This window comes from Bacillus sp. ABP14, assembly GCF_001831375.1.
Classification (GTDB): domain Bacteria; phylum Bacillota; class Bacilli; order Bacillales; family Bacillaceae_G; genus Bacillus_A; species Bacillus_A paranthracis.
Map to the genome: position 1 here is coordinate 2,075,892 of NZ_CP017016.1, position 12,471 is coordinate 2,088,362.

A 12,471-nucleotide genomic window follows, 5' to 3' on the forward strand; every position below is an offset into this window, starting at 1 on the left:
AGTGGGGACAGGGTTAAGAGCTCTGTCTTTTTCATTTTAGATATAAAAATATAATTAATTTAATGAAATTTCGTTTCAAATTGTTGAAAGCAATGGGAATACTAGTATAATAACAAGGAGAGCGTATTGGAAAGGGAAGAATATAATATGCAAAAAATTAAAATTGTAACAGATTCAACGGCAGATTTATCACAAGAGGTAATTGAGAAGTATGACATCCATGTTCTACCATTATCAATCTCTGTAAATGGACAAACATATTTAGATCGCGTTGATCTACAACCAGATGAATTTATTGAAGAAATGATTAAATCAGAGGAACTACCAAAAACATCACAACCAGCAATGGGTACATTTGTAGAAATGTATGACAAGTTAGGGGAAGATGGAAGTGAAGTACTTTCCATTCATATGACAAGTGGAATGAGTGGTACTGTGGCAACTGCAAATAGTGCTGCATCAATGACCGACACAAAAGTAACAGTTGTTGATTCGCAATTTATTACACATGCTTTAGCATATCAAGTAGTTGAAGCTGCGAAAATGGCAAATGAAGGACGCTCACTAGAAGAAATTTTAAAACGTGTAGATGAAGTAAGGAAGAATACTCGATTATATGTAGTAGTAGATACATTAGAAAACTTAGTGAAGGGTGGGCGTATCGGTAAAGGAAAAGCGTTTATCGGTTCGCTACTTAATATAAAGCCAATTGCTAGCCTTGAAGAGGGTGTTTATAACCCTGTAACGAAAGTGCGTAGCCAAGGTCAAATTGTAAAAACGTTAGCTAAGTTATTTGAGGAAGATACAGCTGGAAAAGTTGTAAAAGCTGTGGCAATTCCGCATGCGAAAGCAATTCCTTTAGCTGAAAATGTAAAAGCGGCTGTTGAAAAAGTAAGTGGATTTGCTAAATCAGAAATTTTCTTTACAACGCCTATTATTAGTACTCATACAGGTCCGGGTGCAATCGGATTTATGTATTTAGCAGAATAATAAAAAAGCTACTTGAAATGAATTTTCAAGTAGCTTTTTTATGCTGCTATTTGCGGACAGTAGGACTCCCTACATAAAGAAAAGAAGTTACGCAGGAGATGTCCGATTGATGTGGGCTAATAATCAGTGGGGGATGAAGCCAAGCCCTCACTGATTAAAGCTTCACTTCATCATTTCCCGACAGAAAACTCCCACCTCAAGGAATGGGTAGGACGTGTTCCAATGAGTAGGTGGGAGCTGAATGACGGTTAGGCAACAGCCTAAAGGTTCTTCTTGGTGAAGAATCAGTATAAGGTACCGATATCGTAATCAGTTCGTTCCTATAGAAAGAAAATGTTATAGCTCAGAGGAATTTTTACATCTACGAAATTGTTTCATTTGTATTTTTTTGAAAGGGACAGAGGACTTTCGACAAAAAAGAAGAAATAATACGTGATTAGTATTATTTGGTTATATCATGATATCGTTCCCACGCATATCATGAAAAAGATTGTAAACAAATAAAAAAGGAAGTGAGGTGAAAAGCGGTGCTTATCCATAAAGCGTATCAGTTTCGGATCTATCCTAGTTTAGAACAAAAAATAGCTATTACGAAAACAATTGGTTGTTCACGATTTGTATTTAACTACTTTTTGGAAAAGTGGAATGATAGGTATAAAGAAACAGGAAAAGGGTTATCCTATGGCACTTGTTCTTCGCAATTACCTATTCTCAAAAAAGAATTTGTATGGCTAAAAGAAGTGGACAGTATCGCTCTTCAATCTTCTCTTCACAACCTCGCTGACTCGTATGCAAGATTCTTCAAAAAACAAAACAAAGCACCTCGGTTTAAATCGAAAAACAATAAAGTCCAATCCTATACAACGAAACATACAAATGGAAACATTGCGATTATAGATAATAAATTGAAGTTACCGAAACTTGGTCTTGTCAAATTTGTCAAAAGTCGTGAGATAGAAGGACGAATTTTGAGTGCTACTGTCAGAAGGAATCCAAGTGGAAAATATTTTGTCTCGATTCTTGCTGAAGCAGAAGTACAAGAATTGCCAAAGACCGATTCCACTGTTGGTATAGATGTTGGGGTGAAAAACTTTGCTATTCTTTCAACGGGTGAGGTATTCGGTAATCCAAAATGGTCTCGGGTATTAGAAAAGAAACTCGCTCATGCCCAGCGTATTCTATCTAGACGTACAAAAGGCGGAGCGAATTGGAATAAACAGCGAATGAAAGTCGCTCGTATTCATGAACGAATCAAAAATGCAAGAACGGATTACTTGCAAAAACTCTCTACAAGGATCATCAAAAACCACGATGTGATTGGGATAGAAGATTTGCAAGTATCGAATATGTTACAGAATCACAAACTAGCGAAAGCGATTCAAGAAGTATCATGGGCACAATTCAAAGCGATGTTGTTGTATAAGGCAAGCTGGTATGGGAAAAAAGTGATTGTGGTGTCAAAAACATTCGCTAGTTCCCAAACCTGTTCGCATTGCGACTACAAAAATAAAGATGTGAAAAGCCTAAACCTGCGTGAATGGAAGTGTCCTTCTTGTGGTATGTATCATGATAGAGATGTGAATGCAGCGGAAAATCTGAGAAAAGAGGCCATAAGGCTGCTAACCGTAGGGATTACGGGGGTTGCCTACTCATAAAACTGAGGGATACCTTAGTGTTCGTAGGAATCCCCCACTTCAAACAGCTCGTTAGAGTGTTAAGTGGGGGGTAGTTCAAGTGAATAGAAAGTAAGAAATAAGAAGGGCTATACATGCGCTACCGCTAATAATATAGCGAGTCTGTAAATATTCATTCATAAAAAAACACCTACTGATTAAAGTTTCACTTTATGATTTTCTATAGTATATGTTGAATATAGAAAATAAGTAGTTATGTTATACATGTAACGTTTCGCTTTTTTCATTTACTTGTTTATCATTTGTTACGCTATTATAAATGAAAGTTTGACCTAAAAAGAGTACATGCAGTTGTTCCCATGGTAACATACGCAAATTCCAATTATTTCGAAGCCTTGTTATTGCCTCGCGAGGTGTTTCATCGGCGAGTGCAAAAGCTCCGTAATGCATTGGTATAAAGTGTGTAGCATTTAAATCTAAATAAGCTTGCACTGCTTCTTCAGGTGAAACGTGAGATATTTTCATAAACCATTCTGGTTCATAAGCTCCAATTGGCATAAGGGCAACATCAATTGAAAAGCGTTTGCCAATTTCTTTGAAACCTTGGAAATAGCCACTGTCTCCACAAAAATAAATGGTTTCCTCCACATTGTCATTTTTAATAATCCATCCACCCCAGTGAGATGTGTTCATATCAAATAATGATCTTCTCGTCCAGTGCTGAGCAGGTACGAAGTGAAAGGAAACATCATCAATAGTCGTACTTTCCCACCATTTATACTCTTCTACATTGTTGAATTTTTTACGAGCAAATAATTTTTTTAGCCCAATGGGTACTAAGTATAATACGTCATCATTAAGTTGGCGAAGTGTTGAAAAATCTAAATGATCATAATGACCATGTGAAATGAGGACAATATCAATTTTAGGTAGTTCTTGTATAGAAAGTCCAGGTTCTGTAAGTCTTGAGACTAGCTTCAATTTATTGGCCCATACTGGATCCGTTAATATATTAAGTCCATTCGTTTGGATAAGAAAAGTAGAATGCCCAATCCATGTGACAGTCGTTTTTTCAATATTACTTTGCAAAAATGCACTTTGTTTAACGGGTGATTGTTCTACTAAGAAAGAAAAATCTTTTTTGTTTTGCTTTCGTTCTTTACGCCAGCGTATAAAAGAGCGAATTGATTTTTTTGTACTCACATTATCCATATTTTCATAGCGCTTTGCCATGAACATCACCTCATTTAAAATCGTTGTAATTGTATTGTACCGAAATGTTGTTAAGGAATACAGTGTATAACATGGATGAATGTTTAAATAATTGTAAAAAAACAGGAAGGTGCATTTACAAAAATAACAATAAAATTAGTTTTGCGACGATTATTTAGAGAAATAATAGTAAAAAAATTATTTTGTCTAGTAATTCGCTTGAAATAAAGAAGTAACATACGTAAATTCGTACGATTTCGTGAACAAATGTAGTAAACAATTTTCTCGTAGTGTTAACTTTTGTTATGATAAACATAACCTATTTAAATTTAGGATAGAGAAAAGAGGTTTATAAATGAAGCGTTATCAAAAAGTAATTGGTCTTATGGTTGTATTTTGTCTCTTTGTACTTGCTGGATGTAGTGGATCAGGTTCAAAGCTTCGTAAACCATTGAATTGGGATTTAGAAACTTTCCAATTTACAAATCAAGATGGAAAGCCATTTGGTACAAAAGATTTAAAAGGGAAAGTTTGGGTTGCAGATTTTATGTTCACAAACTGTCAAACAGTTTGTCCGCCAATGACTGCTAATATGGCGAAATTACAGAAAATGGCAAAGGAAGAGAAATTAGATGTTCAGTTTGTATCATTTAGCGTAGATCCTGACCTTGATAAGCCAGAAAACTTGAAAGCTTTCATTCAAAAGTTTACAGAAGATACAAGTAACTGGAACCTGTTAACAGGTTATTCGTTAGAAGATATTACAAAGTTTTCAAAAGATAATTTCCAATCACTTGTAGATAAACCTGAAAATGGTCAAGTAATACATGGTACGTCATTTTATTTAATTGATCAAAACGGAAAAGTAATGAAAAAGTACAGTGGCATTAGTAATACGCCGTATGAGGACATTATACGTGATATGAAGCGATTAGCAGAATAAAAAGAAGGGTGCAGATTAAAGCACCCTTCTTTTTTACATTAATCTATGGATAAAATGTCATGTTGCTGTGGAAGTTTTGGAGCCCGAATTTCTAACACGCCATTTTGATACGAAGCTTTTGCTGCTTTTTTATTAATGGAGTACGGTAATTTAATTAATCTGGATGCTTCTGAAATAGAACGTTCTCGGCGATAATAGTTATGGGATGTTTGCTCTTCTTCTTCCAGTATCTCTTCTTTTACAGAGACTTTTAAGTATTCATTTTGTATTTCAATTTGAATTTGTTCTTTTTGTATACCTGGTAGTTCAGCTGTAACAACGAGTTCTTCACCAACTTCATATAAATCTACAGGGAATGTTAATAAACGATTTCCTTTTTGGAAAAAATGATTTAAATCAGCAATTACATTGCGAAGTGGTGTTTGCTCGAAGAAATCATCAATTTGCTTTAAATAATTGCGAACCGGTGGGCGAGAAGATTCTTTTTTTTCTTCACTCATGGTATTCCCTCCTAGAAATCAATTTGCAATATCATATGACAAAAGCGGAGAAAGGTGATTGCCTAATTTTCATGTTTTCATAAAAAATTGTTAAAAATGTGAAATGGAGTGATTTTTTTATAGTTTTTGGTCGCCATATTCAGTTGATTATGCTAGTATAAATAGGGTTGATATAGTAGTATAGAGACAGAATGAAAACTGAAAGAGGGTAAGAAGTATGTGTGGTTTTGTAGGATGTTTATGTGAAAACCCTAGAGAGTTTTCAGAAACAGAAAAACATCAATTTGAAAATATGAACACGATGATTTTCCACCGTGGTCCAGATGACGAAGGATATTTTCGTGATGAGCATGTACAATTTGGCTTCCGCCGTTTAAGTATCATTGACTTAGAGGCAGGACATCAGCCGCTAACTTATGAAAATGATCGATATGTAATTATTTTTAATGGTGAAATTTACAACTATGTAGAATTACGTGAAATGTTACTTGAAAAAGGTGCAACGTTTGCAACGCAATCTGATACAGAAGTTATCATTGCATTGTATGCACATATGAAAGAAAAATGTGTAGACTACCTTCGTGGTATGTTTGCATTTATGATTTGGGATCGTGAAGAAAAGAAACTTTTCGGTGCACGTGACCACTTCGGTATTAAACCTTTATACATCGCACAACAAGGTGATACTACATTCTTCGCATCTGAGAAGAAAAGTATTATGCATGTGATGGAAGATAAAGGCGTTAACCCAACGTCATTACAACATTACTTTACGTACCAATATGGTCCAGAGCCAGAAACATTAACAATTGATGTTAATAAAATCGAACCTGGTCATTATTTCGTAAAAGAAATCGGTAAAGAGATGGAAATCCATCGCTACTGGAAACCTTATTTCAATGCTTCAAGTGCAACGAAAGAGGAGCATATCCAAGCAATTCGTGATGTGTTATATGATTCAGTAAAAGTGCATATGCGCAGTGATGTACCAGTAGGTTCATTCTTATCTGGTGGTATCGATTCATCTATCATCGCTTCTATCGCAAGAGAAATGAATCCAAATCTTTTAACATTCTCTGTTGGTTTTGAGCAACGTGGTTTCAGTGAAGTTGATGTTGCGAAAGAAACTGCTGAGAAATTAGGTGTTAAAAACCATAACGTATTCATTTCAGCGAAAGAGTTTATGGATGAATTCCCAAAAATCATTTGGCATATGGATGATCCTTTAGCAGATCCAGCAGCTGTACCGTTGTACTTCGTTGCTAAAGAAGCACGTAAGCATGTAACAGTTGTTCTTTCAGGCGAAGGTGCAGACGAGCTATTTGGTGGTTATAACATTTATCGTGAGCCAAACTCACTGAAAATGTTCTCTTACATTCCTAGCCCAGGTAAGAGCGTTCTAAAAGCACTAAGTGGTGCTCTTAAAGAAGGCTTTAAAGGAAAGAGCTTCCTAGAGCGTGGATGTACGCCAATTGAAGAGCGTTACTATGGAAACGCGAAAATCTTCCGTGAAGAAGAGAAAGCTGAATTAATGAAGTATTACAATGAAAGTGTTAACTATATGGATATCACGAAACCATTGTATAACGAAATTAAAGATTATGATGATGTAAGCAAAATGCAGTACATTGACATGTTCACATGGTTACGCGGTGACATTTTATTAAAAGCTGATAAAATGACAATGGCAAACTCATTAGAACTTCGTGTACCGTTCTTAGATAAAGAAGTATTCGATGTTGCATCTAAAATTCCAACTGAATTTAAGATTGCTAACGGAACTACGAAAGCTATTTTACGTGAAGCAGCACGCGGAATCGTTCCAGATCACGTATTAGATCGTAAAAAACTTGGATTCCCAGTACCAATTCGTCACTGGTTAAAAGACGAAATGCATGATTGGGCTATCAATATTATAAACGAGAGTAAGACAGAGCATTTAATCGACAAACAGTATGTATTAAACTTACTGGAAGCACATTGTGCAGATAAAGGCGATTATAGCCGTAAAATTTGGACTGTACTTGCGTTTATGGTATGGCATCAAATTTATGTTGAGCATAAATACGATACGAATAAGTTCCACGAAGAAACGAAACGTGCGTATAGCTTAGTTTAATTAGAAAAACCTTAAGATCGCATACGGTCTTAAGGTTTTTTTCATAAATAGGACGTATTATTGATATAATAATAGTAAAAGGATGGACAACATATGATTACGTTTGAAAAAGTAACTGTAGAAAATGAAAACGTTGTGAAAGAAATGTTTCGCTCACATAGTTTAACTGAGAATCAAGTACAGTATTGTGTGAAGGTTGATGATACATATATTGGTGTAATAAACTATAATGTACAAGAGGAGACTGCGATTTTATCTCAGTTAATTATTCACTTTGACTATCAAAGTTATGGTTATGGGACAAATACGTATTTCACATTTGAAATGATGATGAAAGAAAGAAATGTGAAAGAGATAAAGGTATTACAAACGGAATTAACAGAACAAGCGAAATCTTTCATAGAGAGCTTTGGATTTAATGTGGAAGACGGAATATATGTGAAGAAAATATAGCGATGAGTAGTTATGCGGGATAAATATAAGGCAGGTGGATGTATGACGATGACTTCTGGTCTTGTATTAATTGGAGGGTGTTTTTTAGTAGCGGAGCTAAGCCATATGTTTATTCGAAAAAGAATAAATAAGAAGAGAAAGCCGTATGAATTACAATATGCTCCAGTGTTTTTCCTTTTGTTTTGTATGCTACTTACATTACAAAGCATAACGAACTTTCCACCGCTTTTAAATGTTTTTTTAAAGTTCGGTTTGCTATATAGTACCACTGGAATAGCCCTTTTATTTCTTTTATTTTGCATACGTTATATTCACTATCAATCGTATATATTTATATTAAATTGGTTAAAGCAAAATGATAGAAACCGCCTTACTTAAGGGCGGTTTTTTTATTTGTAATTAGAGTGATTTTGTATATAAAGCCCAAAAATCATTGGAAATCTATAAAAATGATTGGATGATTTAACATATTATCTATTATTAGTATGTGGTACTATATGTTCTTAACATGTAAAGTAAGTAGGTGTATAAATTTGAAATGTTAATCAACTAGTTTATCCCACTTTAATGGGCAGTAAGAACCCCACCTCAAAATTCAGCGAAAGCAAAGAAGTTAGATGGGGATCGGGCTGCCTATTAAAGTCCGATTGGTGAGGGCTAATAATCAGTGGGGGATGAAGAAAACCCCCACTGATTAAAGTTTCACTTTATATGAAGTGCTGAAAAATAGCAGAATTAAATTTTAGGGAGGTATCGTGTTTGTATGTTTAATATTGATAGGTTATTTCTTGAATGGATGATCAGTCTGGAGGGAAGTGTACTTACAGCATTTTTTAAACTTGTATCTATTATTGCAAATGAAACATTATATTTAATTGTTATTTCAATTTCGTATTGGTGCGTTTCTAAAAGAAAAGCATTTCATATGATTGTTATGCTTTGTTTCTCTGGATGTATAGGGATAGTGATAAAAGAATTTATGAAAATTCCGCGACCGTATACATACGACGGAATTCAATCTTTATATGAAAAATCAGCTGCAAGTTAATCTTTCCCAAGTACACACGTGCAGTTAGCAACAACGTTTTGGGGTTCATTCATGATTTTATGTAAAAAGAGAATCATTTGGATCATTGGTATTGTTTTTATTATATTAGTTGCTATTTCTCGTCTATATTTACGTGTACATTGGCTCAGTGATATAATAGGTGCCGTTTTATTTAGTGTCATAGTTGTTTATTTATATACGAAGGTAACAATGGGATTAAGTGATAGGAAATTTATATTGTTACAACGAATTATATTGGCTGTTTCACTCATTATGTATGTTATGACAAGCCAAGTAGATAATCTTAAATTACTAGGAGTTTTGACAGGTTCTACGATTGGTATCATGTTAGAGAATCATTTTATTAATATGAATGAAAGTAATGATTTTAAAATGCAAGTGGTAAAAACAGTATTGGGCCTAAGTATCATGCTAATAATGCAGTTTATACTAAAAAAAGTAATACTTGATATGTATTATTTACGTTATGCAGTGACTGGAATTACAATTACTTTCTTATGTCCATTTATTTTTCATATGTTACGATTAAAAAAATGTGAGTAGCAAATAGGCACAAAAATATTTTGAATAAAAATGAGGGTGTAATTATATATATTGAAAAAGTTTTCTGATATATCTATTGACAATGTATGAGATATACATTAACCTTTAAGTGTAAATGATAATCAATTTCATCCAGGAGGGCTTATGACACGCACTAAAAATATTCTTATACTTTGCGTTATGTTACTAATGGTCGTAATCGCAGGGTGCGGTAAAGAAGAAGAGAAGAAAGATAAAGATACATCAGTAAAGGCAAAAGATTCTTATAGTATAAAGCATGCAATGGGAGAAACGACAGTAAATGGTACGCCAAAAAGAGTTGTGGTTTTAACAAATGAGGGCGCTGAGGCACTTTTATCTGTTGGAGTAACGCCGGTTGGAACGACGAAACCACGAGCTGGTGATGAATGGTATCCTCATTTAGCGAAAGAGTTAAAAAATACGAAAGTAGTAGGAACTGAGCGTGACATTAATTTAGAAGCAGTAATGAAGCTTCAGCCGGATTTAATTATCGGAAATAAAATGCGTCACGAAAAAATATACGAGCAATTAAAAGAAATCGCGCCAACAGTATATGCTGAAACATTACGCGGTGATTGGAAAGAAAACTTTACACTTTATACGAAAGCTGTAAATAAAGAAAGAGAAGGGCAAAATGCTCTTAATGATTATAAAAAGCGTATTGCAGGAATAAAAGAAAAATTAGGTGATAAAGTTAACTCTAAAGTTTCTATTATTCGTTTCGTCCCTGGTGACGTTCGTATTTATCAAAAAAATTCATTCTCAGGTGTTGTATTAAATGATATTGGATTTAAAAGACCACCATTACAAGATAAAGATGAATTTGCAATTAAAGGAATTACAAAAGAGCAAATTCCAAATATGGACGGGGATTATTTATTCTATTTCACATCTGATAAAGACGCGGATAAGAATAATGAAGGAAATACATTAGCAAAAGAATGGACAGAAGATCCACTATTTAAACAACTGCAGGCTTCTAAAGATAATAAAGTATTCCAAGTAGATGAAGTGATTTGGAATACAGCAGGTGGTATTGTAGCTGCAAATCTTATGTTAGATGATATTGAAAAATATTTTCTGAAGTAAATAAAAAGTGCATCACTTTAAATAGGTGATGCACTTTTTATTTTGTTAAAATACAGAAAATTCCTTCTTTTGATCGTGCATAAGTTGTACAATTAAAACAATCATGTAATAAAGGAGTGGGAATAGATGAAAGCTACTCATAAAGATTGGATTTTATTTAACGGAAGAATTGTAAATACGAAGGAAGAACAGCCAATGATTCCATTAGAGGAGAGAGGCTTTCAATTTGGTGATGGTATATACGAGGTATTCAGACTATATGATGGGAAGCCACATTTATTAGATTTACATTTAGAACGATTCTTTCATTCTATGGAAGAAATAAAATTAATTCCACCGTTTACTAAGGAAGAGTTAGTGGAAGAGTTATATCAAATGATTGAAAAAAATAAATTTCAAGAAGATGGGAATGTATATTTGCAAATATCAAGAGGGGCTCAAGCACGTAATCATGTATATGAGTCAAATATGCAACCAACATATTTTGCAAACATTGTTTCTTTTCCACGACCAATTGCTTCTATGGAACGAGGAATAAAAGTTACTGTAGAAGAGGATATACGCTGGAAGTTCTGTCATATAAAATCCTTAAACCTGCTACCTAATATTATGATTAAAAATAAAATAAACGAACAAGGCTATCAAGAAGCGATATTAGTACGAGATGGAATTGTAACGGAAGGGTGTCATTCAAATTTCTTTATGGTGAAAAATAATAAATTGATTACACATCCGGCTGACAATTTCATTCTACACGGCATTACACGTCACTACGTTATTACATTAGCGAAAGAGTTACATATTGAAGTAGAAGAAAGAGAATTTCCACTTCAAGAAGTGTATGAGGCCGATGAATGCTTCTTCACAGCGACGCCACTTGAAATATTCCCAGTCGTTCAAATTGGTGACGAGCAGTTCGGGAACGGGGAGAGAGGACCGATCACAAAGAAACTCCAAGTTGCATATGAAGAAAGTATTCGTTTGTTTAAAGTTACGAACTAATATTGAAGAAAAAAGCTGGTATTACTCCAGCTTTTTTTCATGATATAATTCAAACATAGGACAAGATTTGAAAACGCTGTAAAAAGGGGATTTAATGTATGAATTATGAAGATTTTAAAGAAGTAATTCACGGTAGACGAAGTGTTAGAAAGTTCACAGAACAAGAAGTATCCACTAGTGATATAAAAGAAATTATTGATTGTGCTCGTTATGCACCGAGTGATACGAACTCACAAACTTGGGAGTTCTTGGTCATTATGAACCGAGAGAAAATTAAAGAAATTGAACAAATGACATGGGATGCATTACATAAACTTGCGGCAAAAGCGGCAGAAAACGGAGAAGAGAAAGCAGGGAAATTACTTACACGTTCTTTTGGACCATATGCAACAGCTTTCTCGGAGGCACCAGTATTAATCGTATGTTTGGCAACGCCATATGAATCAAAGTTTCGTGAAAAAATATTTGATCCGATTGCTTTTGTTCCAGATTCAGTTTGGGAAGAAGAAGGAATTAAGAGCAGCTGTTTAGCGGCACAAAACTTAATGTTAGCTGCACATGCGAAGGGGCTTGGTACATGCCCAATGACAGGACCGGTATTGTTAGCTCAAGATGAACTACGACAATATTTACAAATTGAGCCTGAAAAACAAATAAATATGGTTATTTCACTCGGTTTTCCGAAAGATAAGCCGAAGAAACTTCCAAGAAAAGAAGTGGATGAGATTACAGCATTTGTTTTTTAAAGCCGAAAATAAAAAGACATTGAATGAAACAATGTCTTTTTATTTTGGATAGGTATGTAATTAATCCATTAGGCTAAAATGATAGATAAGAGGGAATTACTATTTATTTCATAAAAAAAATTAATGTTCTATTAAGGAAAGTATGATACA

The 12,471-nt window shown here is 34.3% G+C and carries 11 protein-coding genes and 1 pseudogene; 10 read left to right on the forward strand and 2 right to left on the reverse strand.

The genetic code is table 11. The features are described from left to right. The first annotated feature begins 147 nt into the window (after window positions 1-147). Both BGI23_RS10835 and tnpB read left to right on the forward strand, forming a co-directional pair. Entirely contained in the window at window positions 148-990 is an 843-nt protein-coding gene (locus BGI23_RS10835; protein WP_041184214.1) for a DegV family protein, read from the forward strand. A 527-nt stretch (window positions 991-1,517) separates the two neighbouring features. After that, on the forward strand, window positions 1,518-2,645 hold the full coding sequence (gene tnpB / locus BGI23_RS10840) for an IS200/IS605 family element RNA-guided endonuclease TnpB (RefSeq protein ID WP_070805917.1): 1,128 nt from the start codon (window positions 1,518-1,520) through the stop codon (window positions 2,643-2,645). Between the two features lie 237 nt (window positions 2,646-2,882). Here the strand turns inward: tnpB and BGI23_RS10845 are convergent, their stop codons facing one another. Then, a complete protein-coding gene (locus BGI23_RS10845; RefSeq protein ID WP_001129617.1) occupies window positions 2,883-3,857 on the reverse strand; it encodes an MBL fold metallo-hydrolase in 975 nt (324 codons plus the stop codon). 334 nt (window positions 3,858-4,191) lie between these two features. On the opposite strand from BGI23_RS10845, the gene BGI23_RS10850 reads away from it, so the two are divergent. Next, the gene (locus tag BGI23_RS10850; RefSeq protein WP_000833353.1) at window positions 4,192-4,779 is read left to right on the forward strand and encodes an SCO family protein; all 588 of its coding nucleotides are present in this window, start codon (window positions 4,192-4,194) and stop codon (window positions 4,777-4,779) included. Window positions 4,780-4,817: 38 nt separating this feature from the next. Here the strand turns inward: BGI23_RS10850 and BGI23_RS10855 are convergent, their stop codons facing one another. Beyond that, complete coding sequence (locus tag BGI23_RS10855; RefSeq protein WP_001288094.1) at window positions 4,818-5,279, reverse strand: Hsp20/alpha crystallin family protein; 462 nt, start codon at window positions 5,277-5,279, stop codon at window positions 4,818-4,820. Between the two features lie 217 nt (window positions 5,280-5,496). On the opposite strand from BGI23_RS10855, the gene asnB reads away from it, so the two are divergent. From asnB to BGI23_RS10890, 7 genes and pseudogenes are all read left to right on the forward strand, one after another. Next, window positions 5,497-7,398: an asparagine synthase (glutamine-hydrolyzing) gene (gene asnB, locus BGI23_RS10860; RefSeq protein WP_000333816.1), complete on the forward strand. Its 1,902-nt coding sequence runs from the start codon at window positions 5,497-5,499 to the stop codon at window positions 7,396-7,398. A gap of 93 nt (window positions 7,399-7,491) precedes the next feature. After that, entirely contained in the window at window positions 7,492-7,851 is a 360-nt protein-coding gene (locus BGI23_RS10865) for a GNAT family N-acetyltransferase (RefSeq protein ID WP_000627506.1), read from the forward strand. Window positions 7,852-7,899: 48 nt separating this feature from the next. Further along, the gene (locus BGI23_RS10870; protein ID WP_014481650.1) at window positions 7,900-8,229 is read left to right on the forward strand and encodes a hypothetical protein; all 330 of its coding nucleotides are present in this window, start codon (window positions 7,900-7,902) and stop codon (window positions 8,227-8,229) included. Between the two features lie 385 nt (window positions 8,230-8,614). Further along, window positions 8,615-9,463: pseudogene (locus BGI23_RS10875) on the forward strand (phosphatase PAP2 family protein). Between the two features lie 144 nt (window positions 9,464-9,607). Beyond that, a complete protein-coding gene (locus tag BGI23_RS10880) occupies window positions 9,608-10,573 on the forward strand; it encodes an ABC transporter substrate-binding protein (protein WP_070805918.1) in 966 nt (321 codons plus the stop codon). A 126-nt stretch (window positions 10,574-10,699) separates the two neighbouring features. Beyond that, window positions 10,700-11,575: a D-amino-acid transaminase gene (dat, locus tag BGI23_RS10885; RefSeq protein WP_000648366.1), complete on the forward strand. Its 876-nt coding sequence runs from the start codon at window positions 10,700-10,702 to the stop codon at window positions 11,573-11,575. 98 nt (window positions 11,576-11,673) lie between these two features. Next, window positions 11,674-12,321 carry a nitroreductase family protein gene (locus BGI23_RS10890; protein ID WP_070805919.1) on the forward strand — a complete coding sequence of 216 codons (648 nt, stop codon included), beginning with the start codon at window positions 11,674-11,676 and terminating at the stop codon, window positions 12,319-12,321. Window positions 12,322-12,471 lie beyond the last annotated feature (150 nt).

Coding starts and splice junctions, on each gene's coding strand:
- BGI23_RS10835 (WP_041184214.1), top strand. CDS start 148: ATGCAAAAAATTAAAATTGTAACAGATTCAACGGCAGATTTATCACAA.
- asnB (WP_000333816.1), top strand. CDS start 5,497: ATGTGTGGTTTTGTAGGATGTTTATGTGAAAACCCTAGAGAGTTTTCA.
- dat (WP_000648366.1), top strand. CDS start 10,700: ATGAAAGCTACTCATAAAGATTGGATTTTATTTAACGGAAGAATTGTA.
- BGI23_RS10880 (WP_070805918.1), top strand. CDS start 9,608: ATGACACGCACTAAAAATATTCTTATACTTTGCGTTATGTTACTAATG.
- BGI23_RS10870 (WP_014481650.1), top strand. CDS start 7,900: ATGACTTCTGGTCTTGTATTAATTGGAGGGTGTTTTTTAGTAGCGGAG.
- BGI23_RS10845 (WP_001129617.1), bottom strand. CDS start 3,857: ATGGCAAAGCGCTATGAAAATATGGATAATGTGAGTACAAAAAAATCA.
- BGI23_RS10890 (WP_070805919.1), top strand. CDS start 11,674: ATGAATTATGAAGATTTTAAAGAAGTAATTCACGGTAGACGAAGTGTT.
- BGI23_RS10850 (WP_000833353.1), top strand. CDS start 4,192: ATGAAGCGTTATCAAAAAGTAATTGGTCTTATGGTTGTATTTTGTCTC.
- BGI23_RS10865 (WP_000627506.1), top strand. CDS start 7,492: ATGATTACGTTTGAAAAAGTAACTGTAGAAAATGAAAACGTTGTGAAA.
- BGI23_RS10855 (WP_001288094.1), bottom strand. CDS start 5,279: ATGAGTGAAGAAAAAAAAGAATCTTCTCGCCCACCGGTTCGCAATTAT.